Annotated in this window: 39 protein-coding genes and 1 riboswitch; of the genes, 18 read left to right on the top strand and 21 right to left on the bottom strand. The window is 50.3% G+C overall.

Going from position 1 to position 25,086, the window contains the following annotated elements; all coding sequences use genetic code 11:
• Position 1 precedes the first annotated feature (1 nt).
• Positions 2–781 carry a polysaccharide deacetylase family protein gene (locus KQX66_RS33120; RefSeq protein ID WP_216797808.1) on the bottom strand — a complete coding sequence of 260 codons (780 nt, stop codon included), beginning with the start codon at positions 779–781 and terminating at the stop codon, positions 2–4.
• A 171-nt stretch (positions 782–952) separates the two neighbouring features.
• Here KQX66_RS33120 and KQX66_RS33115 point away from each other — a divergent pair, with 171 nt between their 5' ends.
• Positions 953–1,222: a hypothetical protein gene (locus KQX66_RS33115; RefSeq protein ID WP_216797805.1), complete on the top strand. Its 270-nt coding sequence runs from the start codon at positions 953–955 to the stop codon at positions 1,220–1,222.
• A gap of 23 nt (positions 1,223–1,245) precedes the next feature.
• Here the strand turns inward: KQX66_RS33115 and KQX66_RS33110 are convergent, their stop codons facing one another.
• On the bottom strand, positions 1,246–1,674 hold the full coding sequence (locus KQX66_RS33110; RefSeq protein ID WP_216797804.1) for a DUF2262 domain-containing protein: 429 nt from the start codon (positions 1,672–1,674) through the stop codon (positions 1,246–1,248).
• Between the two features lie 60 nt (positions 1,675–1,734).
• Positions 1,735–2,382, bottom strand: coding sequence for a CPBP family intramembrane glutamic endopeptidase (locus tag KQX66_RS38120; protein ID WP_216797802.1), 648 nt, complete (start codon positions 2,380–2,382; stop codon positions 1,735–1,737).
• Between the two features lie 100 nt (positions 2,383–2,482).
• On the opposite strand from KQX66_RS38120, the gene KQX66_RS33100 reads away from it, so the two are divergent.
• On the top strand, positions 2,483–2,764 hold the full coding sequence (locus tag KQX66_RS33100) for a hypothetical protein (protein ID WP_216797800.1): 282 nt from the start codon (positions 2,483–2,485) through the stop codon (positions 2,762–2,764).
• Positions 2,765–2,849: 85 nt separating this feature from the next.
• On the opposite strand, the gene KQX66_RS33095 is transcribed toward KQX66_RS33100, so the two are convergent.
• Genes KQX66_RS33095 through KQX66_RS33085 form a run of 3 tightly spaced genes read right to left on the bottom strand, consistent with a single transcriptional unit; the run spans position 2,850 to position 4,817 of the window.
• The gene (locus KQX66_RS33095) at positions 2,850–3,500 is read right to left on the bottom strand and encodes a hypothetical protein (protein ID WP_216797799.1); all 651 of its coding nucleotides are present in this window, start codon (positions 3,498–3,500) and stop codon (positions 2,850–2,852) included.
• Positions 3,501–3,544: 44 nt separating this feature from the next.
• A complete protein-coding gene (locus KQX66_RS33090; RefSeq protein ID WP_216797798.1) occupies positions 3,545–4,129 on the bottom strand; it encodes an SUKH-3 domain-containing protein in 585 nt (194 codons plus the stop codon).
• Positions 4,130–4,142: 13 nt separating this feature from the next.
• Positions 4,143–4,817, bottom strand: a complete 675-nt coding sequence (locus KQX66_RS33085; protein WP_216797796.1) for a hypothetical protein — start codon at positions 4,815–4,817, stop codon at positions 4,143–4,145.
• A gap of 221 nt (positions 4,818–5,038) precedes the next feature.
• Between KQX66_RS33085 and KQX66_RS33080 the strand changes: the two genes are divergently transcribed.
• Positions 5,039–5,467 carry a hypothetical protein gene (locus KQX66_RS33080; RefSeq protein WP_216797794.1) on the top strand — a complete coding sequence of 143 codons (429 nt, stop codon included), beginning with the start codon at positions 5,039–5,041 and terminating at the stop codon, positions 5,465–5,467.
• 28 nt (positions 5,468–5,495) lie between these two features.
• Here the strand turns inward: KQX66_RS33080 and KQX66_RS33075 are convergent, their stop codons facing one another.
• Both KQX66_RS33075 and KQX66_RS33070 read right to left on the bottom strand, forming a co-directional pair.
• Entirely contained in the window at positions 5,496–5,891 is a 396-nt protein-coding gene (locus tag KQX66_RS33075; RefSeq protein WP_216797793.1) for a hypothetical protein, read from the bottom strand.
• A 150-nt stretch (positions 5,892–6,041) separates the two neighbouring features.
• Positions 6,042–6,788, bottom strand: a complete 747-nt coding sequence (locus tag KQX66_RS33070; RefSeq protein ID WP_216797791.1) for a DUF1266 domain-containing protein — start codon at positions 6,786–6,788, stop codon at positions 6,042–6,044.
• A gap of 205 nt (positions 6,789–6,993) precedes the next feature.
• Between KQX66_RS33070 and KQX66_RS33065 the strand changes: the two genes are divergently transcribed.
• Positions 6,994–7,413, top strand: coding sequence for an ankyrin repeat domain-containing protein (locus KQX66_RS33065; protein WP_216797789.1), 420 nt, complete (start codon positions 6,994–6,996; stop codon positions 7,411–7,413).
• On the opposite strand, the gene KQX66_RS33060 is transcribed toward KQX66_RS33065, so the two are convergent.
• On the bottom strand, positions 7,382–7,852 hold the full coding sequence (locus KQX66_RS33060; RefSeq protein WP_216797788.1) for an aspartate-ammonia lyase: 471 nt from the start codon (positions 7,850–7,852) through the stop codon (positions 7,382–7,384). The genes KQX66_RS33065 and KQX66_RS33060 overlap by 32 nt on opposite strands.
• Before the next feature lie 20 nt (positions 7,853–7,872).
• Entirely contained in the window at positions 7,873–8,322 is a 450-nt protein-coding gene (locus tag KQX66_RS33055; protein ID WP_216797787.1) for a macro domain-containing protein, read from the bottom strand.
• An 83-nt stretch (positions 8,323–8,405) separates the two neighbouring features.
• Here KQX66_RS33055 and KQX66_RS33050 point away from each other — a divergent pair, with 83 nt between their 5' ends.
• Positions 8,406–8,885, top strand: coding sequence for a hypothetical protein (locus tag KQX66_RS33050; protein WP_216797781.1), 480 nt, complete (start codon positions 8,406–8,408; stop codon positions 8,883–8,885).
• 97 nt (positions 8,886–8,982) lie between these two features.
• On the top strand, positions 8,983–9,798 hold the full coding sequence (locus KQX66_RS33045; RefSeq protein ID WP_216797780.1) for a GNAT family N-acetyltransferase: 816 nt from the start codon (positions 8,983–8,985) through the stop codon (positions 9,796–9,798).
• A gap of 13 nt (positions 9,799–9,811) precedes the next feature.
• Here KQX66_RS33045 and KQX66_RS33040 read toward each other — a convergent pair whose 3' ends face one another.
• On the bottom strand, positions 9,812–10,666 hold the full coding sequence (locus tag KQX66_RS33040) for a LysR family transcriptional regulator (protein ID WP_216797777.1): 855 nt from the start codon (positions 10,664–10,666) through the stop codon (positions 9,812–9,814).
• A gap of 131 nt (positions 10,667–10,797) precedes the next feature.
• On the opposite strand from KQX66_RS33040, the gene KQX66_RS33035 reads away from it, so the two are divergent.
• Positions 10,798–11,139, top strand: coding sequence for a DMT family transporter (locus tag KQX66_RS33035; protein WP_216797776.1), 342 nt, complete (start codon positions 10,798–10,800; stop codon positions 11,137–11,139).
• Positions 11,139–11,453, top strand: a complete 315-nt coding sequence (locus KQX66_RS33030; RefSeq protein WP_216797775.1) for a DMT family transporter — start codon at positions 11,139–11,141, stop codon at positions 11,451–11,453. Before KQX66_RS33035 ends, KQX66_RS33030 begins: the two co-directional genes overlap by 1 nt.
• Positions 11,454–11,501: 48 nt before the next feature.
• Here KQX66_RS33030 and KQX66_RS33025 read toward each other — a convergent pair whose 3' ends face one another.
• The 5 genes from KQX66_RS33025 to KQX66_RS33005 form a co-directional block, all read right to left on the bottom strand.
• Positions 11,502–11,948: a hypothetical protein gene (locus KQX66_RS33025; protein ID WP_216797774.1), complete on the bottom strand. Its 447-nt coding sequence runs from the start codon at positions 11,946–11,948 to the stop codon at positions 11,502–11,504.
• Between the two features lie 14 nt (positions 11,949–11,962).
• Positions 11,963–12,199: a DUF6953 family protein gene (locus tag KQX66_RS33020; protein WP_010504029.1), complete on the bottom strand. Its 237-nt coding sequence runs from the start codon at positions 12,197–12,199 to the stop codon at positions 11,963–11,965.
• Positions 12,196–12,984 (bottom strand): HEAT repeat domain-containing protein, encoded by a 789-nt coding sequence (locus KQX66_RS33015; protein ID WP_216797773.1) that lies wholly within the window; start codon positions 12,982–12,984, stop codon positions 12,196–12,198. The genes KQX66_RS33020 and KQX66_RS33015 overlap by 4 nt, the downstream gene beginning before the upstream one ends.
• Positions 12,985–13,342: 358 nt before the next feature.
• Positions 13,343–13,771, bottom strand: a complete 429-nt coding sequence (locus KQX66_RS33010) for a universal stress protein (protein WP_216797772.1) — start codon at positions 13,769–13,771, stop codon at positions 13,343–13,345.
• 137 nt (positions 13,772–13,908) lie between these two features.
• On the bottom strand, positions 13,909–14,163 hold the full coding sequence (locus tag KQX66_RS33005; protein WP_216797771.1) for a hypothetical protein: 255 nt from the start codon (positions 14,161–14,163) through the stop codon (positions 13,909–13,911).
• A 151-nt stretch (positions 14,164–14,314) separates the two neighbouring features.
• Here KQX66_RS33005 and KQX66_RS33000 point away from each other — a divergent pair, with 151 nt between their 5' ends.
• The 4 genes from KQX66_RS33000 to KQX66_RS32985 all read left to right on the top strand — a co-directional run bounded on the left by KQX66_RS33000 (position 14,315) and on the right by KQX66_RS32985 (position 16,583).
• Complete coding sequence (locus KQX66_RS33000; protein WP_216797770.1) at positions 14,315–14,959, top strand: SMI1/KNR4 family protein; 645 nt, start codon at positions 14,315–14,317, stop codon at positions 14,957–14,959.
• 157 nt (positions 14,960–15,116) lie between these two features.
• The gene (gene imm48, locus KQX66_RS32995; RefSeq protein WP_216797769.1) at positions 15,117–15,503 is read left to right on the top strand and encodes an Imm48 family immunity protein; all 387 of its coding nucleotides are present in this window, start codon (positions 15,117–15,119) and stop codon (positions 15,501–15,503) included.
• A gap of 14 nt (positions 15,504–15,517) precedes the next feature.
• A complete protein-coding gene (locus KQX66_RS32990; protein WP_216797768.1) occupies positions 15,518–16,144 on the top strand; it encodes a DUF3267 domain-containing protein in 627 nt (208 codons plus the stop codon).
• Between the two features lie 22 nt (positions 16,145–16,166).
• Complete coding sequence (locus KQX66_RS32985; RefSeq protein ID WP_216797766.1) at positions 16,167–16,583, top strand: bacteriocin immunity protein; 417 nt, start codon at positions 16,167–16,169, stop codon at positions 16,581–16,583.
• A 23-nt stretch (positions 16,584–16,606) separates the two neighbouring features.
• Here KQX66_RS32985 and KQX66_RS32980 read toward each other — a convergent pair whose 3' ends face one another.
• Positions 16,607–17,227, bottom strand: a complete 621-nt coding sequence (locus KQX66_RS32980) for a CmcI family methyltransferase (RefSeq protein ID WP_216797764.1) — start codon at positions 17,225–17,227, stop codon at positions 16,607–16,609.
• 305 nt (positions 17,228–17,532) lie between these two features.
• Here KQX66_RS32980 and KQX66_RS32975 point away from each other — a divergent pair, with 305 nt between their 5' ends.
• The gene (locus KQX66_RS32975; protein ID WP_216797763.1) at positions 17,533–18,510 is read left to right on the top strand and encodes a phosphotransferase enzyme family protein; all 978 of its coding nucleotides are present in this window, start codon (positions 17,533–17,535) and stop codon (positions 18,508–18,510) included.
• A 118-nt stretch (positions 18,511–18,628) separates the two neighbouring features.
• Here the strand turns inward: KQX66_RS32975 and pdxR are convergent, their stop codons facing one another.
• The gene (gene pdxR / locus KQX66_RS32970) at positions 18,629–20,032 is read right to left on the bottom strand and encodes a MocR-like pyridoxine biosynthesis transcription factor PdxR (protein ID WP_216797762.1); all 1,404 of its coding nucleotides are present in this window, start codon (positions 20,030–20,032) and stop codon (positions 18,629–18,631) included.
• Between the two features lie 190 nt (positions 20,033–20,222).
• Here pdxR and KQX66_RS32965 point away from each other — a divergent pair, with 190 nt between their 5' ends.
• Complete coding sequence (locus KQX66_RS32965; protein ID WP_216797761.1) at positions 20,223–20,828, top strand: DUF2087 domain-containing protein; 606 nt, start codon at positions 20,223–20,225, stop codon at positions 20,826–20,828.
• Positions 20,829–20,959: 131 nt separating this feature from the next.
• Here KQX66_RS32965 and KQX66_RS32960 read toward each other — a convergent pair whose 3' ends face one another.
• From KQX66_RS32960 to KQX66_RS32950, 3 genes are all read right to left on the bottom strand, one after another.
• Positions 20,960–21,253: a DUF3817 domain-containing protein gene (locus KQX66_RS32960; protein ID WP_216797760.1), complete on the bottom strand. Its 294-nt coding sequence runs from the start codon at positions 21,251–21,253 to the stop codon at positions 20,960–20,962.
• A gap of 222 nt (positions 21,254–21,475) precedes the next feature.
• On the bottom strand, positions 21,476–21,673 hold the full coding sequence (locus tag KQX66_RS32955) for a hypothetical protein (protein ID WP_306665904.1): 198 nt from the start codon (positions 21,671–21,673) through the stop codon (positions 21,476–21,478).
• Positions 21,670–21,807 carry a hypothetical protein gene (locus KQX66_RS32950; RefSeq protein WP_216797759.1) on the bottom strand — a complete coding sequence of 46 codons (138 nt, stop codon included), beginning with the start codon at positions 21,805–21,807 and terminating at the stop codon, positions 21,670–21,672. Before KQX66_RS32950 ends, KQX66_RS32955 begins: the two co-directional genes overlap by 4 nt.
• 90 nt (positions 21,808–21,897) lie before the next feature.
• Positions 21,898–21,981, bottom strand: a riboswitch (ZMP/ZTP riboswitch).
• Positions 21,982–22,185: 204 nt separating this feature from the next.
• On the opposite strand from KQX66_RS32950, the gene KQX66_RS32945 reads away from it, so the two are divergent.
• The 4 genes from KQX66_RS32945 (at position 22,186) to KQX66_RS32930 (ending at position 24,862) form a co-directional block, all read left to right on the top strand.
• On the top strand, positions 22,186–22,812 hold the full coding sequence (locus KQX66_RS32945; protein ID WP_216797758.1) for an HAD family hydrolase: 627 nt from the start codon (positions 22,186–22,188) through the stop codon (positions 22,810–22,812).
• 34 nt (positions 22,813–22,846) lie between these two features.
• Positions 22,847–23,812 (top strand): helix-turn-helix transcriptional regulator, encoded by a 966-nt coding sequence (locus KQX66_RS32940; protein ID WP_216797757.1) that lies wholly within the window; start codon positions 22,847–22,849, stop codon positions 23,810–23,812.
• Positions 23,813–23,883: 71 nt separating this feature from the next.
• The gene (locus KQX66_RS32935) at positions 23,884–24,480 is read left to right on the top strand and encodes an SRPBCC family protein (protein WP_253957598.1); all 597 of its coding nucleotides are present in this window, start codon (positions 23,884–23,886) and stop codon (positions 24,478–24,480) included.
• A 1-nt stretch (position 24,481) separates the two neighbouring features.
• On the top strand, positions 24,482–24,862 hold the full coding sequence (locus tag KQX66_RS32930) for a VOC family protein (RefSeq protein ID WP_216797756.1): 381 nt from the start codon (positions 24,482–24,484) through the stop codon (positions 24,860–24,862).
• Positions 24,863–25,086 lie beyond the last annotated feature (224 nt).

The raw sequence follows: 25,086 nt of genomic DNA, 5'->3' as shown, positions 1-25,086 counted from the left end.
TTTACGAAACAATTTTACTTTGAATGATGCCGTGCAAATCTGACGGGGCGATCCAAGGGCTGCCTGCGTTAATACGCGGGATTTTCATAGAATCGGCATGACGAGTTGCCATGGCCTCAACGATGGTAAATCCGTAGTTAAACCCGCCCTCTTGATAATATTGAATGGCTGTATCGGTATAAATACCGAAAGGGTAAGCTACGACATCCACTGCATGTTTATTCACAGGATGCAATTGCTGCCTGCTTCTTTTTGCGTCTTCTACAATCCGGGTATGGTATTGTTCGTCGGTTTCGATCGTTCCGTTTGAAGTAGGAAGCTTGGAAGTGAAGTAGGCGTCTCCATCGGGATCATCGTTGTTCGTTTTGTGATGCAAAGCATCCGTATGGCTCTGGTTCTCAACCAAATCCGTTTCTTTGCTCATGATGGATAATTGCTGCGTGGTCATCGTCGGAGGCAGGTGCGGTACTTGAGGTAAGGTTTCCGTCATGATGAAGTTCACCATCGGAATATGCTGCTGCTTTAAAAATGGATACACGTTCTCATAAACGCTCTCATAGCCATCATCGAACGTAAGCAATACCGCATTGTGAGGAACAGGACTGCCGTTCAGATATTGTTTGAATTGATGCAAACGAATAAAATGGTACCCCAGCTTCTGCAAATGACTGATCTGATCTTTGAATAATTGGGGGGTAATCGTAATTCCTCCCTCATCCGTTGCGTGTACATGATGATACATTAAAACAGCGACTTGATCCCGATAAAAAACATGAGACACTGCATATCACTCCCCACAATTCATTTAAGAACGAGCAGCAAGAAACGTTCAGATTCCCCCGAAATCTTGGAAGTTAAATATATTATACCTAAAATTTGGTTGGACGTTTGTAGAAATATGTAACCCCTCCTTCCTTTTTCTCGTATAACTTGTAAGGAACGGAGGGGTGAAATGGATTGGCACGCCATATTCATTATTGTTTTGGTCATTCTTAATTTCCCGGTATATCGTTTCATTTATAAACTGATTTTTTCCGATCCGGAAGATTTTGACGAGTCGGTCAAGTTTTCTTTTACTCCTGATTTTATCTCTTTTTTCAGGGGGAAGTACTGGCAGGACAAATGGGGGACCTTCAAATTGCAGATGTACATCTTCTTGTGTCTCGCCGTTGTTGCTCTCGAGTACATGGCAGTGGACATGGTCATGGGGTACTTTTCTTGATTAAGCCCCTCTTCCATCTTCCCTTATCCAGCAATATCTACACCGCAAGGCTCCCCTTGTTCGTCTACAAACACCATGATGATATGATTCCCGCAAATACCGTCGTCGTTATAGCTCAGGTCAAAGCTTTTCCCTGAACCGACGGAAAAAGACTCGATCCACATTCGATTCACTATCTCTGCTTTAGTTATCGTTGGCCCCTCCACTATGTATTCGCGATAATGATTTAGTATTTCATCGGCGGCATACTCTCGAAACACCATATCGTTCTCTTCTATTCGAGTAAAAATTTCTTTTGCATGTTTTATGATTTCTTGCAGATCGTCTTCATCCGGCATGAAGGCGACCTCGATCTCCTCCCCTTTCAAAAGCTTCCGGCATGTATATAAATCAATATCCCGGTCTTTGACGATAATTCCCCAGAATTCATCGCGGATCTCTACATTGTTCATATTCTCTCTTCTCCTGTTTTATAAATTTGATTGTAAAGTTATCGATAAAATACCGCGTTATTACGATTTCCCCAGTTGCGTGATCGCCGTCAGATCCAAGATCAAGTGTACCATGATGACAGGAACGATCTTCCTCGTTTTCACAAAGTAAATTGAAAACACAAAAAATATGATTCCAGTATACAGCGCCGGGATTAAGCCTTGGTACAGATGGTACGAAGTCTGAATGATGGTACTGGCCAGAACGGTTAGTTCTTCTTTTTTGATCAAGAAGCTCAGCTCAGTCATCGTATAAGCTCGAACAATTAATTCTTCGAAAAAAGCATTGATAACAATGAATGCAAAATAGCTTACGGTCATTTTCGTTCGTAGAAAATCGACGTTTTGGGGAGCCTGCAAAAAACTGGGGGAAATCGTAACGGCGATAATAACAACAAAATACAAAACCAGATAAAGCAATACCCCATGAAAGATATCCGTTTTACGAAATTGAAAACCAATGTCCTTCAAGCTGCGTCCTTGCCTACGCAGGACAAAATAAAGCAGGCTCAGCGATAGCGTTTCCCATAAAATGCTATAAATAAAATTGGGATGCGTGCCGCTTCTTACGCCTGCAAACAGGTATACGGAATTCACGATCAGCGGAAAAATGGTAATGAGTAAAATGCTGACCAACAGTAGCAGTCGAATCTTGGCCTCCGATTTCACCGACAAACTCCTTTATTATGGATTTGTTTTTGTAGTAAAATTATACCACATCCCGGGGTTTCGGGACGTCCATAATCAAGATATGCGGAGGGCCAATGCCGTGCAGGACATTACTTACCTCAACAAAAATAATTACTTTTACATTCTGATGGCTTCCGCCGAAGAGGAAGGAAAGACCGAAGTGCTGGTCATCCCATGCGAAAAATTCCTGTCCATGGATCAGGCCTGGGAAAAGTGCACGGTTTACGAGATTGGAAATAAAGAGAGCTTCGAATCATTCAATCATTTGCACTCTCCAACGGAAGGTGTCTTGCTGAGCAAGTTAGGATATTTCTTTACAGAAAGCTTCTACAATAGCGTGGTTAAGCTTGTCATGCAATAAGGTAATGCTACGAGAGCCCCTCTTTTTACGAATATACCTAAGCCACTGGGTTCCGCAATGGGTCGGACCAGCCCCGCCGGAGAAGCTAATTTCGCTCTTGTTGCGGCGGGTATTTACCATAATACACAACTTCAGATTCACCCGATAATTTAATCTTAAACATCTCGGAATTGGGCTTTAGAACATGCTCCTCTGCTACAACCTCATATTCCCCTGTTAATGTCTCCTCGCTATATTGCCGTATGGATTCAATCAACGTTTGGCTTTCGTTTAGTCGAACTTTCACGTAATTGCTTGTCGTAACCGACTCGTAAGTTCTTGGCTCATTTGTCGGCACAAAGCTATTGTTCTGTATATTTCGCATCGTCGTTTCTAACGCTTCATGATCAAAAAAAGCATAAGGGGTCGGATAGGAATCATAAGGATGGACGCTCAATTCTTTCGTTTCCGGGGAGTACCTTTGCAACAGGTGCCCGTCCCACACCCAAATATGCCCTTGCATAGGTCCTTCGGTATATTCGGCGCGATACCGGCCTTTGGAGTCAAGCCACAGGCTCCCGGCATCCTTGGATTTTACAGTAAGCTTATTTTCATCGTAGGAAACATCTACAAACTTGATGAAGTGAAAGGTTTGTACCTCTTCAAGATCGACCTCGTAAGGGATCTGAAGAGTGACTTTTTTTCGGAATAGGGATAAGATCGCAGATAAAATTTTAGTTAGAACATGGTTTCGCATAATTCACCCTCGTAAGTTAAGTAGTAGTCGTATTCGTACAACACTTAGACAAAAGGATTCGGTCGTTTGACAGGAAACACTCGCTTTCCCCCTAAGGTGGGAAGCAGAACTTCATTTTTGTCGTACAGTGTCGAGATGACGAGATCATGACCATCGAGTTCGTGCTCCATGCTGTCGAGCAGCGTATCAAAGACATAAACCTTGCCCTCGTAGTCGTGCTTAAAATACAGCTTGCCGGATCGCCCAATCGCCACGACAGCAGGGTAATAATACCCGGATTCGCCTAGACAAAAGCAATCCTCGCCCGCAATGCTCACAATAGCCCTATAATCCTCATAGCGGCCAATTTCTTTAAGGGCATCCGGAATGAAATGGAACGTGTAGTCATGCCAATCATCGGCAAAACGGCAATTCGGTTCGTCCGGATGATATTTAAAATAAACGCTGTCGTCAATTCCGGAAAACTCTTGAAGGAACGCTTTCGCACTATCAAACAAATCGATGCCCGCTTCCTTGCAACGAAGCTCAAAGCCTGAAATATCTACATGTCTGCCTTCATACCATCCCGCTTTTTTCAGCAGCAATATCATTTGTTCCCGTCTGCCGAGTTCATGAGTATCTGGTTTCATTCGGTTTCCTTTCTTATTGGCGCTCGTCCTGCAATTTCCTCCATAACGCCTCATCGTAGAAATCAACACACAAGCCCTGATGCTTTGGTGTAAAAAGGTCTAAATGATCGTGATCATGCCCGCCGTTTCGTATAAAATAAGAAGCCCCGGTTCTGGACAGCGGCTCCAAGCCTCCGGAAGCAAACTCAAATGCTTTCTTGCTCCCGTAAAAAAACAAGGTGTCGGCGTATTTTTTTATCAAAATCTTGTCTTTATTCTCCGCATAGGTAAACGGGCTGTAATCCTCATATCCCAAATCTGAAAATTGACGCGGATTGCACTCGAAGCTTTTCAGCTCCCCCTTGGTTCTAACCATTCTTTGCTTCATCTCTTTCCAGAGCTTCGTGTTGAACTGGATCGAGTGGTGCATGAATACCATGTCCAGATTTTTGTTATAGGCGGAGAAATGCTGTAAATCTTGGGGGAGCAACCGGGTTGTGACCGGCACATAGATCATCTTGTCCCGATGCATACTTGCAGCAAGAAATAAGCATGCCAAATATTGCAGCGATTTCTGGTCTCCGAATAACATATAAATTCCACACCTATGCTCGAGAGCAAACATGTTATCCGTAGGAACGTTAGGGATGAAAACAGTATAATTTTTGGCCGGCAGGTTGATTTCTTTCTTTATGAAATGCAGCTTCATCTAAGTCACCGTAGGTTGGCCTTTCCCCAGCCTTCACAAAATTTCAATAGACTCGTTCTCTATTTTATCGGAATTGTCCGTCTCGTCGGCCAGTCTTCATTTTAGCGCATCTGTGCTCCATTGCACACATTGTTAATTTTTGGTAAATATATTGTCTCTGCTTCTCTCGTACTATATGATTGCATTGTAGCAAAATTATACAATTATTGGAGGTATTCCTAGTGAAAACTTTTAAATCGCTGCTATTATCGACTGTAGTTGCTGCGTCCCTTTTTGCCGTTACGTCCGCCGCTTCTGCTCATCCTTTGGTCAATTTGCACAGCTATCATTCGTTTGCAACTTACAAAACCGCGTTGGACAAGCAGCTGACGATTGATTTAAACCATGCCTACGATCAATGGGAGCTCGACGAACACTATAAACAATACTACGCTGATATCGCAACGGCGACCGTCTATTTTAAAGGTATGGGATACGGCGAGCCGCGATTGAATCTGGCACATTACAAAACGTTCGATTCGTACAAAGCGGAGCTGGACAAATTGCTGACATACGATTGGAATCATGCCTTCGATCAGTTCGAACTGGATCGGATCACGGCTCAATACGATGCCGACATCGCCGCTGCCAAAATTTATTTTGGAGTATAACGCAGATTGCTGCTAATTTGGCGAAGTATCAGCTACGAATGACATCGGGGCTTCTAAATCGGCTTCTCCTGGTGTAGCTATAAGCTATTACGATCACCAACCAAATGATATTTCCTAAAAAGGGTTGGTCCTTGTACAGAACGAACAGGTAACCACTTACGCTCAAAAAATAAATGGAATACACAACCATGAACCAATATCCCCAACGCTTGAGCTTCAAGTACCCATAAGCCATGACGAGCGAGGAAGCCCCTACCAGAAATCGGGCAAGATGCTCCGGAACTTCTGGCAGGGCGAATCTGGCTGCGATCCCATACTTTTCGAAAGGCAGCTCATACACAAATAACGATAACAACAAAACAATAGAACCAAAGATATAAAAACTCCCAATTAAAACGATGCCCAAAGGTCTGCTTCGATTCAAGCGCTCAACCCCTTTGCGGTTGCATTTTACAAAAATATATCCAATTGTTGGACTTTTTACAACTGTTCACTACGTAGCTATGACAAATGACAAAAAAGCCCGCCGCTGGGGTCTCTTTTCGATTCAACGCCGGGGTCGAGGCACGTTATCTTAAGCGCTCAGCCTAAACGGGAATTCATTCCAGACGCTGCTAGGGTCTTCGAACAGCTCTCTTTTGGCCTCCCATACCGTATCGTAGATACTTCCTTCGTAAGCAATCGCCCTGCCGAAAGCAAACGAGATATAGTAATATTTCCAGTCCAGAAACGTTTTGCTGGCTTTTTTAGCCGCCTCCTCAATATACTCCCATGCCTCTTCCTCCGTAATGTAATCCAAGGCATGGCTCCATCTTGCAATATTGATCGCGCGATCGTAATCCCATGCGGCAATCGTTTCAATCGCGTTGAAGTCTTCGTCGGTAAACTGCAGCTTGCTTTTGATGACCTGTTTCGCTTCTTCATAGCACGACTTGGATTTGCCAAGCTCCTCTTCCACAATCGGGTCGCCGGATTTCAAGGCCGCATAGACTTCGTTATATCTTGTTCGATGCCCTTCGTTGATTAACCATTCCAATGTATCGATGGCTTCATCTCTGCCGGAGATTCCCCAAGCAGATTCCAGACCTTGCCTCAGTTCCTCGCGATCGCCTTTGATCTGAAGAACCCGCGTCGATTCTCTCCGGTACAGGGCAAGGATTGCGCCATAAGCAAGCAATCGCCGCTTGTCCTTGGACAGCTCGTATTTGGTTTCCAGCTCTTTTCTTTCCTTATTCATTTTGGCGGTTAGGTGGCTGCTCCACAGCAGTAATGCGCCTACGGCCGCGATGATGCACACTATGACGATCAATACAATCTTCATATTTTTACAACACCTTTTCTGAAAAGTTTTTCGTGCAGCCCAATCTCGTAGACATGCGTCATCTCATGGTACATATATCGGATGCGAACTTTTCCATTTTTATGTAAATTTTCACACATTTTTTGAAGCAGGAGATGGCACGAATGGCCGAGAAAACATAAGTTAAGAACAGAACGGACCACCTGCGGAAATGGAGGAAAATGAAATGGAGCTTATTCCAAGCATTGACGACGTATTTCAAGCGGCACAATCGGGGGATACCTCGCGGCTGCAAGACATGCTGGAGGCTGATCTGAGCCTCGCCCATACGGGAAATGGCGACGGGCTGACTCCCTTAGGGTTCGCGACACATTTCGGCAATAAAGCTGCCGTACAGGTTCTCCTGGACTATGGTGCGGACGTGAATGCCTTGTCGCATTCCAAAATTTCTACATTCCCTCGAATACCTCGCTATGCCGCGATCGCGGGGGAACGGGACCTGCAGGTCATCCGGCTGCTTTTGACCCGCGGTGCCCGAACGAATATCTTCGACAGCAAGGTTAAAGAAAGGAGCGTTTGTGCGACAAGCACCGCTCCTTTTCTCATGCTCTGTTCTATCCGAACCCCAGGACATCCCAATGATTAAGACAATCCCAGTCCGCTTTCGTAAAATCTTTAATGTTGAGCCAACGCATATCCGTGTCCTTTTTCGAACTTCCGTCTCGTTTAGGTACAGACATATATCGATTATAATTTCGTTCCACGATTTCCGCCAAATCATCATACTTATAAATGAAATAGTCAATTGGCTGCCCAATGCCGTTTAATAATACCAGAACGACAAATAAATTCTCGATATTCTTTTTAACACAAATTGATTTGTTTAACTTCCATCCCTGCTTATTGGTGCTTGCCATCGTTTTAACCTGCAATAAAACGGTGTGGATTCCCCCCTCATTGGTAGCGACGATATCGTATAAGGGGTTATTTTTAGGTGTAATTAACCCTAATATTCCACGTTGACCTAGCTCTCCACATACAAAATATTCACCCGTAGAACCGACCAAATTGTTTGAAATTTTCATCATTGCGCTCCGCGAAAGTGTCAAATCTTATAAAGCGTCACTTCGTAATCGTCGAACGTTTCTTCCAACATCTTCCCCACAATCTCCCAAGATCCGTTGGCTAGCCCACAGCCGATCCCATAGGGAAGCGCCACCGTTAAACCGTGCTCTTGCGCATAGTTTTTTAACGAGAGCAGGGCCTCTTTTAGTGCGGCATAATCCGTATATACTTTCTTCGATCGGCCATAGCTCAATTGACCGAAGATGTTCGCGACGAACTTCCCTTGCACGGCTACAAGCTGAAGGGTTCCGAGAAGCTCCTCCGGAGTCTTGTCTTTGCAATAATCCAAGTAGGATGTATACAGGTTCGGATATTTCGTCTTTAATAATTTCGCTACTCCCGAGCCCATCACGGCTTGGCAATTGACTTGATGGCCAACGATGTCTTCCTTAGCCTCCAGCAAATCTCCCACAATGATCGTTACTGCCACGCAAACCCTCTCCTTCGGTTAACAAGAATCTCCATCCAGACGATATAATACTAGCATAACTTTTCATGAGGTGAGGAGCTACCGTGGGAATTTTCGATTTGTTCAAAAAGAAACAGCAACCGCAAGTTCAAGAAAATGAGCTTATCCAATCCATCCGTCACGCGATCGAAATCATGGAGCATGCCGATTCGGAAAGCCCCGAGGAAATTATCGAAAAGATCGGTCAATACACTAAGGACGAGCGTTTGGCGTGGGAGCTGTACTGCCTGATCCCATCGGTCTATTGCCGGATGATCGTCCAAGAGGTTCGATATTCGAACGAGATGATCGTGATTTTCCCTGACGACACGCAGCAGAAGGCTTTGCTTTCCAACCATCGGGTCTATGAGGTCATTCAAAGCGTAGTGGCGGACAAGCTCAGCGGGGAGATCGACAACGGGAAAATTCAAAACATCCTATTCCAAAGCTCGGAATTTAACGCCATTAATAATGCATTAAACGGTGGCAGCGCTCTGGAAGATCTGATGACCGGACCGCTGGTCGTGTTCGCGCCGGAGAAGTAGTCATCGCTTGGCAATATGAACCCATAGGTAAAAAATGGTACGATCATGGTAGCTCCCACAGCCCTCTCCGGCAAATGCTTAACAAGGAGGAATTCCAATGAAAACAGAACTTAAACAGCTGGCCCAACTCGTTCGGGCGAATTTTATAACCAGATCCGCCTGCCTGGCGAAAGATTCCGGCGAGATGAATGTCCGCGAAACGGCGGATTTTATTCGAGTGGATTGCGGACTACCATCCGATACGTTCAATAATTCGGTATGGCTTAAAGAGCAGGTGAAGCCGTCGGACACAAGTCTGATCGAAGAAACCGTTGAATACTTCAACAAGAAGCAATACCCTATGGCGTTGTGGTCATGGGAGGATCGCAGCAGTTGCACGTTTGAAACGTTAAGAAGTCTGGGGCTGAACGAAGCGGAGATCAATATCGCCATGTACGCCGACTTGGACGCGCTGCAGCCGGATACAAATTGCCCGGCGGAGCTGAGACTGAAGGAGGTAGCGTCTGCTAGGGAAATCGAACAATACGCAGACGTGCTGGCTTCTTTATTCGGCGAATCGCCGGAAGCCGCTAACGTTCGGTTATATTATAAGAGGGTGCCCGCTTCCCTCCTGCTGAACCATTCCGTCATGAAGCTGTACATCGGAACGGTTCAGGATGACGTCGTTTCTACGGGCTGCCTCATTTTCGCTCCCGATAGCGTCGGCATCTACGACATTGCCACGAGGCAGGAATGCCGGGGAAGAGGCTTCGGGTCCGCCATGTTCAACTTCCTGCTTGCGGAAGCCCGGAAGCACCGCGCCGGATGGTGCGTACTCCAGGCTTCGCCGGACGGCATTAATATTTATAAGCGATCGGGCTTTGAGCCGGTCTGCGAAGTAACGGTTTACGAAAACCGGCATCTGTTTGAATAAAAGCAGAGGGCGGTTACAGCCCGTTCACCTTTACCATCTCTACGAAAGCGGCACAGGCTTTGCTGGAAAATCCGTCGTTGCGGCGGACGAAGCTTGTTGTCGTATAGCGGAACGCTTCCGGAACCGGGTAGCTTCCCAGCTCCTCGAACTCCCCGGATCGTACGGATTCGGGCAGCAGCGTAGCGGCAAGCCCGGAACGGACGCAGCTCAGAAGCGTTTCCAGAGAGCTCACTTCGAGCGTATTGGCCAAAGGAATTCCTTCGCTGTGAAGCCACGCTTCCAGAACCGCCCGGAACGGACAGCCCTTCGGCGAAACGGCCCATTTCATATGGGCAAGATCCGGGTATGTCTCCCCGGTTGTCCGGGTCAGCAGCCGGAGCTCGTCTTTTGCCGTATGTTCGAAAACCAGCTTCGACGAACCGATCTCGCCGGTAACGAACGTTCCGTCGAGCTGATGATTCAGCAATTTGGCAAGCAAATCTGCGGAATTTCCAGTCGTGATCGAGAGAGAGACGCCGGGATACCGGGTTTGAAAATCCGCTAGAACCTTCATTAAATTCCGGCAATTTACGGTTTCCACCACCCCGATCGCCAGCGGGCCGCTCGGATAATCCGTCTCCCGCACCGATCTCACCGCTTCCTCGGACAAATTCAAGATCGTGAGGGCGTAATCGCGAAAGGCACCGCCTTTTTCCGTCAGCACAACGCCTTTCGGATGCCGATGAAATAACGGGACCCCCAGCTCCGACTCCAGCTTCCGGATTCTCGCGGTCACATTCGATTGGACGTAGCCCAGCCGTTCTGCGGCGCGGGAGATGTTTCCCTCCTCGGCAATGACAGCAAACACTTTAAGATCCGTCAATTCCACCGGACATCCCTCCGTTTATGACATCAAAAATAATGATACCTTTATCAATATTGATCATTATACGATATGCCCCTAGTGAATTACAATGACATCAAGCGTTTCTATGCAAGCAAGGAGGAGAAAAGTAAGTTATGAACAAAGCATGGTGGCTGTTACTATTGGCCGGGGCGACGGAGGTCGTCTGGGTCACAGGTCTGAAGCATTCGACGGCGTGGTGGGAATGGGTGCTCACCCTCGTATTTATTGTATTTAGCTTCAAAGCCTTTCTGGATTCGGCGGCCAAATTGCCGATCGGTACGGTGTACGTGATGTTTACAGGGCTCGGCACGGCCGGTACGGTCATTACCGAAATTGTGCTTTTCGGAGAACCGGCGCATCCGCTCAAACTCGTGCTCATCGCTGCGTTGGCTGCCGGCGTTCTGGGGCTTAAGCTCGTTACGAAGGATGCCGAGGCAAAAGGCGGTGAGGCGTGATGGCATGGGCTGCTCTGCTGGCCGCCGGGCTGTGCGAGGTTATCGGCGTTGTTGCCCTCAAACGCGTGACGGAGAACCGCCATTGGACTTCGTACTTGTTCCTCATCGTCACGCTCGGAACAAGCTTCTCGTTATTGTCGCTCGCTATGAATCACATCCCGATGGGCACCGCCTACGCGATATGGACCGGCATCGGAACCGCAGGAAGCACGCTGCTCGGGATGTTCGCCTTCGGCGAGCCGAAGGAATGGAGGCGGATTTTGTTCATCGGCCTGATCCTCGCGTCCGCCATCGGACTTAAACTGATTTCATAGAAAAAAGAGGGCTGCTTCTCCTGGCGGGAGCTGCCCTCCTTCCGGAGCTTATGCCTTTTTTACCAAGATCGTATGGTCCTGCCGGTCATGTTCGACGGAAATATAATCATCCTCCGTCTCGGTAAGCTGTAACGGAACGTGTAAACTCCGTATGCCTTCTTCCCAACTTAAAATTTCGACCATATGCTTCAAGTGAAGGTTCTTTTCCTCGTTGAAAATATCGAGATATTCCATTAAGTACGCCTTGTTTTCCCGGGGATCGATCCGTACCGCAAAATGGTACATCATCGGCTCCCGGTGCCTGACACCCATCCAGGCCATGTCCGCTTCCGCAAACCGTTTGTAGATCTCCACGGATTCGTCGTGGGTGAAGCGCCTCGGCTGATCTGCAGACAGCGCCACGCCGTCCGATACTAGGTAGTAGCTTTCCTGTTCGGTTAAATACGTGATAAGCTTCCTCTCGATCTCTCCGTCTTTTTTGAACCTGTGAGGCAATAGCATGCGTCCTCCTACGTCCAGCCCCAGAAGAAAGCGTCCCGGTCCCAGGCTACCCTTCCCTTGTGCAGCTTCTTGAACGCCTTCTTCACTTCCTTATCGATGGACGCGTTCCCGTTCTCGTTGACATAAATAAACGCTTCGCCAAAATGAGCGGAGATATGTCGCACGGCATCGCTTTGATAAAGAATGCCCGCAGACTTCACCTCATTCAGCATCCATTCCGCAACCTCATTGGCGGTAAAACTCATTCCTGATCTCCCCTTCCTTGGAATCGCAGCCATTCCTCCGCGCTCGCAGCCTTCACATGAGGGTTAGGATGCTCCATCAGTTCCTGCAAAATTCCATCGATTTCGGGGCCCCGAAACTTGGAGATCACCGCGACAAACTCGATCAGGATGTCCGGATTGGACGAATCCTTCAGGAACAACAACGGCCGAAAGTCCTTGATACGGCGGTCGTGATCGATCTTCAGCACCCAGATGGACCTCAGAATCGACGGGATTTCTTTTTCCTCAGCTTGTCTTAGTTGGGACAGCAGCTCCTCGTACTTTCTCAAAATCTGCTTGTTGTCGTTCGCTTCACCGCCGCGCAGGCACCCGGGACAGAGGCACCTCCTGGTTCCTTTCGCTTTCGGATAAAAGCGCCAGCCGATCGTCTGAGAAAGCTTTTTGGTTCGCAAGATTTCGTTCTTGGCGATTTTTCTTGGCACGATCACCTGGAAGCCCATCCGGTCTTCCCGATCCAAAAAAGCTTTCACGGCCTGCCCGGCGCTTCCCCGCCGGTGCTTCTGGAAATAATCGCCGAAAAAGACGTTCTCCTCATCACTCAGTTTAAAATAAACGGCGGTCATGTTCTTTTTGTTAAACCGTCTCAGCTCCCGGAGCCATTGATGCGACGCGTAAAAATCGTGAATCAACGGCATGCAGAAGACGCCGTCTCCGACCCCGTCCACATGCACTTCACTCGGCTTGATGCCGTTTCGAACGATATTCGCGATCGATTGCTCCGGCGTTAAATGTACAAATACGGGCATAGTTCACCTTTCGCTTTAGAATCCCCCGCAGGGTCTGCTTCTCAAATTATATCATATTGTACTGGAAACGAGCCTCTATGGAAAATGAAAAAGCACCCGTTAAGGTGCTTTCCGAGTTGTTGAGAAAGTGGTCAATTGAGATAATAGAGGTTACGAGGGGGGCAGGGTATCCACTTCCGACCACTCTTGTCTTCAGGAAATTTGATTGGAAGCCGCTTAGTAGCGGACAATTCCCGAAGACAAAGGCGGCCGCTATCGCTTCTCCAGTGGATACCCCGCCTCCGTTTGCATCTCTATTTTTGTAATAACCTATTTTCTTAACGCTCTGACCTGTAAGGTGCTTTGCTTACCGCTGCCGCTACTTAATCACGAGCACCGGCACTTTCGAGTGCTGAACGACATTGTGGCTGACGCTGCCAAGGACAAACTCGCGAAGCCCGCTTAGTCCACGGCTTCCCATAATAATAAGATCGACGCCGTTTTCTTCCGCATACTCCAGAATCGTAACGGCCGGCTGCCCTTGCTGCAGCACGAGCTTCACTCCGGACACGCCGGCAGTCAACCCTTCCGCTTCTTTCAGCACGGACCGGGCATACTCTTCGTAGTCCTGATCGAGGGTGGCCGGAACGGTGACGAAGGCGGACCCATAAGCAAGAACCGGAGATTGATATACATGGATGACGATTAATTCCGCCGAATCTTCCTGAGTAATAGCTACCGCTTTTTGAAGAGCTTTTACGGACAGCTCGGAACCGTCAAAAGCAACCAGCACTTTTTGGAATGGCATAATTGGAAACCTCCCCGTAGATCGTTTACACTTTTATGGTAACGTCTATACGGGGCCAAAGATATGATCTAAATCACACCCTGCCGGAACCGGGCCGCGGACATGCCGAAATCCCCCGGGGTGAGGGAGCGATCCGACTAGCAAAAACATCTCCGAAAAGGCCGGTCGAGGAGTACGATAGCCAACAGGTCAAACAAGACGAGCGGAAGGATAAACGGAAAAAACGAAACGGTAGCCTTATCGCGGTTGTTCGAGCCCATCTGCAGGTAAACGCGGTTCCGATCTACTTTGACGATCCGCCCTTCGTACGAGGCTCCGCTGATTGTCATGACTCGCACCCGTTTGTTAATATATTTCTTACAGGTATGGTAATGTTCGTGAATGGCTGACATAGCACACCATCCTTTCTTGTTGGACATGGTATATTCTATGTGCTTCTACGAACAAAAGTGCGGGCTGGTCCGGATAAGCCTCGCCAATTTCGTAAACTGGTATAATGCGAGATTCCCGGGAATGGAACTGGAAAAGGAGCTCAATTAAACGATGATAGAAAAAGTTTATTGGATCAAAGAGCATCTGGGGCCGTATTTCTCCAGAGCCGTCGATATGGCCTTTATGCATGTGCAAGAAAAAGTGCCGCAGGAGATGCGGGACGGAGAAGTCGACGAGGAAGGCTGGGTAAAATGGAAGCCCCTCGATTCGACCGTCGGCGAAGACGAGATCCGGGCGGTGGAGAGCGAATATGCGGTCGAATTTCCGCCGCTGTTCAAAGCGTTCTTGATGAGCTATCATTACGTGTCTCTGCAATTCGATAATGTGGAAGTAGACGGAGAATACATAGGCGATTGTCAATTTATAGAGATGCCTTCGCTGTCCTCGGAAGAAAAACTTCAGTCCTTGGAATTTTTAATAAGTGCCTGGGAACCTCTGCTGTCGGCAGGCTATGTGCCTTTTGCCGAGTGCGAAGACAGCCAAGGTCCGGTATGCTTCGATACGATGCGGCGACAAGAAGACGGAGACTGTCCCATTGTATGGTTCTTGCACGATCATTTGCACGAGTTAGGCGAAGAGGCGTCGAGGAACAGGGAACATCTCGTGCCTTACGTCAGACCGATCTTCGGTTCGTTCAAGGAAATGATGACGGTTTTGTGCAGCCAGGAGTCGGTAACGGAGGGCACGGAGGAGTAAGTTTCTACGGAGCTCGGGAACCACTCCCGTACAAAGTCCGGTGAATCTTCATGCCGTTTTTTGCTTCCTTTTCCCGTCTTATTACGTATATACCAGAGGATGGAACGCTATCGCCGACCCACCCTGATAAATTTGCCGGCAGGAAAGGATGTCACCCATGGAACAACTCACTGAAATTACGGAATTCGCGGACAGGCTGTTCGATCTGATCGAGATTCCTTTTGCCGAAACGACCGAGCTCGAACGGCAGTTGATCGCCGCTTTCAGCTTCGGCGCCGTGATGGCGGTTGCGGTCCGGGATGACCTGGATCAGCCGCAGACGCATGCGCTGACGATCGCGATGCTGATGCGCGCATTTCACTATAGCGAGCATCAAGCCGCCGCTTTCGCCCATGATCTGATCCAAGCGACGGACCGGGATCATCATCCGACGATGAACACCATCATTCATCGGGGCATCAACGGACACTACGAATACGTGAATGAAGAAATGGAAGATTTGCGTCAAAATCTGCTTCATATTTTAAATTCGTTGAGCGAGTGAAATGAGTGAAATCGATGAAGATACGGAACCGATTTCCGAAAACCGATAAACAAAAGCATGCGGAATTCATCCGCAACGGCTGGGCCTTGCTGAAAGAGCCCAAATCTCCCATGCGCGCTCTAGTCCTGTCCGTTCCATTCATGATCATCAATCTCATCGTGACCCTTGGGATCGCAAGTATGTTTTCAGCCGTCCCTCTCCGAAATTATTTGCCGGAATCGATATTGATCACGATCGACTTGAAGAGTATATTGGGAGTTGTATCGCTGCTCTTGGTTCATGAGCTGCTGCACCTCATCCTGATTCCGAACTTTATCGCATCGAAGAGCACGTATGTCGGCATTACCTTGTTCGGGGGATATGTGTATACGGAAGAACAAGTATCCAAAACGAGATATATCGTCATTACGCTATTGCCCTTTATTGTCATATCCATCATACTTCCGGCCCTGCTGGGCCTGTTGGGGGCGCTCTCCCTTTTTATCCTATTTTTGATCGTTTTAAACGCATTGTCGTCTTCTTTGGACATCTTGAATTGGATACTGATCTGGATTCAAGTCCCTTCCAAAGCGGTCATTGTATGCAACGGAACGAAGACGTATTGGAGATCGACTGCAAGGCAAAAATCTTCTCATATCTAAAATCGCTTAGGACGTGAACGAGATGGAGCAAACGTTGTCTTACGAGAAAATTTTCGAATTGGTGCAGGAAATACAGGATGCCCATGATGCCGGGAAGCCGTACGAAGAAAAGCTGAAGCTGCTCAAGGCCAATGTCACCTATCCGGATGTCGAAGAGCTGCTGCTGCATACCGACCAAGGCACCGAGTTTGTCGCCAGAAGACTGTTCCATCACCGATCCGTCCTGCCGGGCGATTTGAGCAGAGAAGAGTTGATCGAGCTTGTGGAACAAGTGATGCAGTGTTCGGGAGAAGAGTGGGAACTCGACATTTGGCTGAATATGATTACGAGCTCGGTCGCAGACCCGGGCATCAGCAATTATATTTTTTGGAGCGACGAAGACCTGTCGGCCGAGGAGATTGTAGACAAGGCCCTGGCCTATAAGCCGATCCTCCTGTAGGGAATGAGGCAGGATATAGCGCCTCATTTTATTTTGCGCAAATAGCCTCTCGGGTTGAAGCTTACGAAAAATTTATGCCGGCTTTCGTCGACCGCAAACCGGTCGTTTTCATGAAGAAACGCGTCCAGGGCTTCCATCGGGCCCGGACCGTGGCTCGGAAGCACGGGATGTCCGTGAACATTCGTATCTTCGACGATGAGATAGCTTCCCGTCGTCACAAAATGGCTGTAGATTCTCAGTTCGCTAAGAACATGCGGTGCAGAATGATCCGAGTCCAGATTGACGAGAACGGCATCCCCGGGACTTCTCATGGCGTTCACCTGTCGGATGACCTCGCCATCCGTCGAAGAGCCCCGGACATAAGTAATTCGAGGATGAACCGGCAGGTCGGCTTGCGGCAAGACATCGATGGAGACGACCCTCCCCTTCCCGATCAGGTCGAGCATCGAGGCGAAAAACAACGTGCTGCCGCCGTTAAACGTTCCGCTTTCGATAATAAGATCCGGCTTTACCTCATAAATAATTTCCTGATAGATCATCAAATCCAGCGGCATTTTCAGGATCTGCACCCCGAGCCACCTCGTATTTTGCCATACCAGGCTATCATAGTAATGCCGATGGAATTGGTCGATGAAATCACTCATGCCATCCTCTCCTCTTCCTCTCCATTTATAAAAGCCATTGTATGTGTACAGCCTGCAAAAGGGTTCGTACACCAGCCTTCCCAAACGGTTTTGCGGCGAATTTGGTTATAATTTAAAAAGCCACATCACCTAGCTTCCGGTTTATGGTAATCTATCCATGGCTTATAAGCCGGTTCATACCTTAGCTTCAGGAAAGGAGTGACGCGATTTTGAAGAGTGAACTTCAAATTTGCATACTGGTGGGAGGACTCGCCGCTTAACCGGGCCTTGTTCTCCCGCATGGTATGACGGGAGGCAGATCCACAATGATGAATTTACGAAACATGGTGCAGGGCCTGGAGTCCGACGCGGTCGCTCTGGAGCTGATCACCCACTGGGAGCATGACCAAGGGACATTAAAATTTTGGAGAGCAAGCTCGACCTTTGTGTACGCCGTTAAACGCAAACGGAAAACGTATTTTCTAAGATTCTCATTCGAGCAGGAAACCCCGCTCGAACAAATCGAAGCGGAGCTGGAATTCATGCAATACTTGCATCGGCACGGGTTCCCCTGCGTCATTCCGCTTCCGTCCGTAAACGGCAGGTTCATCGAATCCGTACAGCTCCCGCAAGGGCGATACTCCGGTGTTGTGTTCAGCAAAGCCGACGGAGTGCCGCTGTATGAGGTTGACGAACTGCCTTGCGAGGCTTGGGGACGGTCGCTGGCCACTCTGCACGCCTTGTCCCAGACTTACGAACCGGCGGGCGAAAGGCGCCGGAGTTGGCGGGAAGCGCTCCTGTTCGCGGAGAACGTCCTGCATAGACATCCTCACGAGAACGAAGCGATGGCTGAGCTTGCCAGAGTGAAGGCTTGGCTGGAATCGATGCCGGCTGCGGAAGAAGCTTATGGTCTGATTCATTACGATTTTCAGACGGACAACGTCTTTTGGCAGGATAAAAACGGGCAGTTGAGCGTCATCGACTTCGATGATTCCATGTACCATTGGTTCGCTATGGATATTGCGGCGGCGCTTACGGATCAGTTGGAAGACGGGGGCCCGGAAGGCGAGGCGCAGCTTCGGGCTTTTGTGCGCGGGTACCGCTCCGTCAGACCGTTGGATGAGGCTATGGTGCAGGCCTTCCCGCGGTTTCGGAGATTCGCCGAACTGTACAGCTTCGCCAGACTGCTTGTTTCGCTGGAAAACAGCGAGCTGGAGGAGGCCCCTGAGTGGTTGGACGGGCTGAAGACCGAGCTGCGACAGTACTGCGACGAAATGCGTCAGGATTTTTCGAAGCCGTGGTAAATGCTAGACCTATGGATTAAAGCTTGAAGCGAGGCCGGAATCTCCCGCTAGGAGGGAGGAATTCCGGCCTCGCTCGTTCGAGTAATGCCGCCCTCCGTGTACACTTGCGCGCACGGAGCTACATGGCGAGCAGAGCCCGGCTAAGCCGGGTAATCCCCTCCTGAATATCCTCCTTGGGAAGATGACCGTACCCCAAAATAAGCCGGCTGCGGTGCGCTTCTTTGTCGTTGGCGTGCTCTTCCACCAGATACACCTTTACTCCCCACCGCTCGATCTCCCGAACCGCCTCTTTGTCGAACCGGCGTCCGGGAAACTCCGCGACGAGATGCAGTCCGGTCGAATCGCCGATGATGTTCACCTGGCCCGGAAAAGCGGACCGCAGACATTCGATCAGACAATCCCTGCGGCTTTTGTACAGCTTCTTCATCTTCGCAATATGCCGTTCCAGATAACCTCCTTCCATAAAACGCGCGAGAATAAGCTGATCCATCGAAGGCTTGTGCAGATCCGCATACCACTTCAACCGGCGGCAGGATTCGACAAGAGGCATGGGAAGAATCAGGTAACCCATGCGCAACGCCGGAGATAAAATTTTGCTGAACGAGCCGATGTAGAGGACGCGGTCCGGCTCCAGCCCCTGCAAGGAGCTGACAGGCGGCCCTTCGTAGCGGAATTCGCTGTCGTAATCGTCCTCGACCAAGTAGCAGTCGTGCGTACGCGCGAATTGAATCAACTGAATACGCCGCTGAATCGGCAGCGCTCCTCCAAGTGGATATTGATGCGAGGGCGTAACGAATGCGAATTTGGGCGAACTTGCCTTGGGCAGCAAAGCCGTCTGCATCCCGTACTCGTCGACCGGTACGAAGCGGATGGAGGCGCCTTGGGCTTGGAACATCGCCTGGATATCGCAGGTGATCGGATCTTCCATGATCACTTCGTCGCCCGGCGACAGCAGCAGCTTGGACACCAGAGACAGCGCTTGCGTAGCGCCGGAAGTGATGACGAGCTGGTCCGGATGACAGTGCACTCCCCTGCTCTTCAGCAAATACCGTGCCAACACATGCCGCAGCTCGGGACGCCCTTCGGGAGCATCGTAGCCCAGCACCGCAGACGACGCTTCGTTCCAGACGGCCGAAGACAGCTGCGCCCATATTCTGCGCGGAAAGCGGTCCAAGGCCGGAATGCCCGACCGGAAATTGACGATGCCCTCGCCCCGGGGCAAGTTATCATACGCGCTCGGCGCAATCGCTTCCGTCACCCGCCTGCGTTGTTCGAGATAGGCGCCTTCCGCCACGAACGTCCCCGAGCCTCTCCGCGAGATCAGAAAGCCTTCCGCAAGCAGTTGATCGTAAGCTTCCAGAACGACATTGCGCGATACCTTTAGCTCCCCGGAAAGCTCCCGTGTGGACGGCAGCTTCTCGCCGGACGGAAGCTCTCCCTTTAAGATGCGGTCGCGGATTTGCCCGTACACCTGCCCAATTAGCGGCATGTCAAGCGACCGGTCAATCGGAATCCACAGCATAGATCTCTCCCCTTTTTGCCAAAGTGGCTCCATTCAGATTCAGCTTCATTGGCACTATTATAAACCACTCGCCCATGCTACAGTAAATTTATTGGATTTCATTGACAGCAGAAACTAATTTGAATATTATCTAATTAGATAAATATTAAATTAGATGCACATTAAAAATATGGATGGTGATCAACAACCCATGCAGCTGGATAAGATCGTCACCTATCACAAAGCGCTCGCCGACCCGACAAGAATCCGCATCCTTATCCTCCTGGCGGACGGGGAGCTGAACGGACAGGTGCTCGCCGACAAATTAGGCGTAACCCCTGCAACCATTACCCACCACGCCGCCAAGCTTCGGGAAGCCGCCTTGCTTTATGAACGCCGGGTGAAGAATACCATCTACTTTTCGCTGAATCATCACTTCATCAAGGCGAACGCCGCCGCTTCGGTAGAGCTGATCTACTCCCATTCCAACGAGACAGGAGGGCCTTCCATGCCCGAGGACAAAGCCGAACGTCTGCAGCAATCCGTTCTGAAAAACTTCTTCACCTCCGAAGGCAAATTAAAGCACGTGCCTGCCCAGTTGAAGAAGAAGCTGATCGTCCTGGAGCATATCGTCTCCGGGTTGGAAAAAGGACGAAAGTATACGGAGCAAGAAATCAACGACTTTATCCGGCAGTATCACGAGGACTTTGCGACGATCCGCCGGGAATTTATTATGCACCGGTTCATGTTCCGGGACAACGAAGAATACGAGCTGAATCCGCGCAAAATGTGGGCCAAGTGGGATAAGCTAACCTAAGCAGAGGAACTTGCAGGAGGAAAGAAACAAGAAAAACTCCTTACCGGAGTCTTTTCGGACAAAATTGTTATAGGCGGGCAGCAAAAGGCAGACCTGCAAGCTTCTCTATGCGGCTGCCTTTTTCGGGTCGCCTAGCGGCTGTTTTTCAGCAAACGCGAATCCAGGATAAAATTGCCGAACGGAATGAAGGCGGCGAGCATGGCGAACAGCACTTTCAGCACGGTCCAGCGGTGAGCGAAGGTGACGTGGATGACGGCCAGCACGTACAGCACGAACAACAGGCCGTGGAGCGATCCGACAATTTTGACGGCTTGCGGCATGTCCAGAAAATATTTGAGCGGCATGGCGATGGCCAGCAAAATGAGATAGGACATCCCCTCAATAAAAGCGACGATGCGCAAGCGGCCAATGGGATGATTCAACATGGCATGACCTCCAAAGTACGAAATAGGATGTAACCGCTGTCTTCAGGCCCGCATTGGACGAGCCCAAAGATTCATCTTTATTATAAACTGCCGGAATCCGCCAAGTATTGGGTAATTGTGACTTTTTTCAAACACCTGCCTGCGATCAAAATCGCTGGCACCAGCGCCTGGTCAATGCCCCGCGGTCCGGCTGTGGGCGGAAGGAACGGAGCTCCATCGCTTTCAGCACATTTCCGGCAAAATCGCCGTCGTGAGCGTCCCGACGCCGCCGGGCACCGGAGACACCGCCTTCACCGCTTCGGCCGCACCTGCGGATACATCGCCGCGATGCTTCCGTCCGCCGTTTCGTTGGCAGCGGAAGCTCCAGCATAATTCCGCGAACGGCGGAATCGGCGTTGCACTCGCAATCAGGCTTATCACTTCGCTTTCCTGCGCATCAGGCTGGGAACGTTTTCAGCTGAAACGAGATGCCCAGCCTTCCATTCCTCCGTTCGCTTGAGAATCCGCTCAAATACTTGATCCGCCGCCTCTTTCGCTTTCAGCAGTTGCGCCATACGACTCGACCTCCAATGTGTTTTCACTAGAATTGGGTACATAAACGAAAAAAGCATTCGCCAAAGCTCCTCCAACGAGTCTTCGGCAAATACTTTTACCCAGGCGAACGGCAAGATTCCGACCGCATGCTCCCTTGTGGTTATCCACTCATTTCGCCAGTCGCATGCGGCTTTCGTTTGTTGTTGATAGTGTAGCCGAAAGAACGGTGTATGGAAACCTTGATTTTGCGAATGCATATAAATCACGAAATTACGCACAATTCATTATCATTATTAGGCATTTTTACTTATATTCGTTGACTATCACTTGTTAATACAAGTTATTATAAGTATAATTAAGTTATATTGCATCATTCATAACGAAAGGATTGATTCCTCATGTATCCTTGTCTATTATTCGATGTAGATGGCACGCTGCTCGATACGGAGCAGGCGATTCTTAGTTCGCTGTCGGACCTGCTGCGGGAAAGGAACATCCCTTATGAGCCGGAGGATCTTACCTTTGTGCTCGGGATACCGAGCGTCCGCTCGCTCCCCCGCTTCGGGATTCAAGATATTGAGGAAGCCGCGAAACGCTGGAACCGGCTGATGGAGCGGTATGACTACCAAATCCGCGTATTCGAAGGCATCGAGCAGATGCTGCGCCGGGTCAAAGAGCTCGGGCTACGGACCGGCATCGTCACCTCCAAGACCCGCACGGAATATATCAAAGATTTTGCCCGGTTCGATCTGCACCCTTACTTCGATGTCGTCGTCTGCGCCGACGACACGGCCCGGCACAAGCCGCATCCCGAGCCGATTGTGACCGCCTTGAAGCGGCTTGAGGCAGAGCCGAAGGACACGATGTACATCGGAGACAGCATCTACGATATGCAGTGCGCGGCCGGAGCGGGCGTCGCCTCCGGACTGGCGCTATGGGGAGCGTACGATGCCGGAATTGCGGCCAATTACCGTCTGCGGCATCCGAAGGATATTCTGACGATCATGGAGGCCGCGCTTCCATAATCTCTTCCGCCGCTTAGAAAAGGAGCATCAAGCTATGTCCAAAGCGGACAATATGTTATCGATCCTGTGGCTGCTTAAAAAGGGGAAGCGCATGACCGCCCAACAGCTCGCGGACGAGCTGGAGATTCATGTGCGCACCGTCTACCGGTGCATCGACGCTTTGTGCGCCAGCGGGGTTCCCGTCGTCGCCGACGCCGGGCATCATGGCGGCTACAGCTTGCTCGAATCGTTCAACGAAGCCCCGTTGTTTTTTGATTTAGAGGAGCAGACGGCGCTCGTCCATGCGGCGGCTTTCGCCCAGCAGGCGGGCTATCCCTACGGCGAAGCGCTGGAGCGGGCCATTGCCAAGCTCAAGAGATACACGAACGAGGAGCAGCTCCATGCGCTGGAGCGGCGCGAATCGGGACTGGAGGTCATCCATCCGCCAGCCTCTCCCCGGCTCGAGTCGGTTCTGCAGGTATTGGAGCAGTCCGCCGCCGAAGGCCTTACCCTGCGGATCGCCTATCAATCGGGCTACGAATCCGACGTTACAGAGCGGAACATCGATCCGTACGGGCTGGTCCATTGGAAGAGCGCATGGTATATCGTCGCTTACTGCCGGCTCCGCCGGGAAATCCGCAGCTTCCGGGTCGACCGTATCCGCGATTGGACGCACACCGAGGAGAGCTTCGAGCGGCCGGGCGGGTTTTCCGCCCGGCAGTTTTTGCTGAAGGATCTGCTGCCGGGCCCCGAAACGCAAGAAGCGCTGATGACCGTCCGTCTCGAAGGGCAGCCGCAGGCGATTAACGATCTATGCCACCATTGGCTGCTCGGTCACACGCTCGTCGAACGGTCGGCCGATCATGTGCAGTTTCAAGTCACCGAGTCGTATGCCTACACCCGCTTGCCTTACATGCTGCTCGGCTACGGCGGATCGATCTTCGCCGTCGAGCCCCTCCCCCTCAAAGAGTGCATGGCGGGCATCGCCTCCGCGCTTGCCGAATATTACGAAACCTTATAACTTCACTGGCCGTCCGTGTCAGTGAAGTTTGTTTATAATAGGATTATCAAACGTTGTGGAGGAAAAAAGTGATGACGACCCCGATCTCCAAGCAAGCTTTACCGGACGAAACCGGCCATACGTGGGAAGAGTGGCTGATGATTTTGCAGAGAACCGTGGACCAGGCCTGGTCCTACGAGGATATCGTCAACTATTTGCGCGACGAGCATGACGTGGAGCCGCGTTGGGGCGAGACGATCGCCGCCGCCTTCGAGCAGAAGCGGGGCCGCAAGCCCGCGGGAATGACGGCTTCGGCCGGCTTCCAGATTGGGGTACGCCGGACGCTGTCGGTCTCCCCAGAACGGGCCTGGGAGCTGCTGACCGCGCCGGAAGGGCTGCGCTTGTGGCTGGGCGGGCTATCCTCCCTCCCGCAGCAAGGAGAAGCCTATTTGACCGAAGACGGCACGTCCGGCCAACTGCGGGTGCTCAAGCCGCTGTCCCAGCTCCGTATGACCTGGCACCCTCAGGACTGGGAGCATACGTCTACCGTTCAAATCCGTCTGCTACCGGCAAGCTCGGGAAAAACGAGGATCAGCTTCCATCAAGAGAAGCTCGAAGACGCATTCCGCAGAGAAGAAATGAAGTACCGTTGGGAGCAAGTCATCGCCAAGCTGGAGGAGAAAATCTGACATGAACAAATTCAGCCATATCGACCTGCGGGTAACGCATATGGAAATCGTCCTGCCGTTCTATGAGAAGCTGCTTCCCGCCCTCGGCTTCACGCACACTTACCACAGCGGGGACTGGAGAGTGTTTGCCGCCGAAGGAGAATTGCCGAGCGTCGCGTACTTTGCCATTACCGAGGACCCCGAGCACCGGCCGAACCGCAACCTGATCGGGTTCTGGGCGAAGGGCCGCGAGGAAGTGGACGCGATTGCGCAGCTCGTACAGGAAAGCGGCGGAACCGTCACCGCCGGGCCGGAGCTGTTCCCGATCAGTCCGACCTATTATTCGGTCTATTTCGAGGACCCTTGCGGCAACGCCTACGAAATCGTTCACCGCTTGAACTAGGCCCGTCCGCCGCTCGAGCGAGCCTATCTCCTTTCGCAGAGCCGCTCATACGGCGCACTGCCTCCTCTTCATAGCCTAAAAAAGAGGGGCTTCCGCCCCTCCAAGTGTTGAGAAACCTAGAAGTAGAAAATCTCAGACAAAATAGAGGTGGGGTATATCCCGTAAGAGTTTACGTCCGCCTCCCTCAGTATGATGCTGTTTTCTCGTTCTATCTCGCTCATTCG

The sequence above is a fragment of the Paenibacillus oleatilyticus genome (genome assembly GCF_018998565.1).
GTDB lineage: Bacteria > Bacillota > Bacilli > Paenibacillales > NBRC-103111 > Paenibacillus_G > Paenibacillus_G oleatilyticus.
Note: the sequence above shows the minus strand (reverse complement) of the source record. Positions and strands in the feature narration are given on the sequence as shown.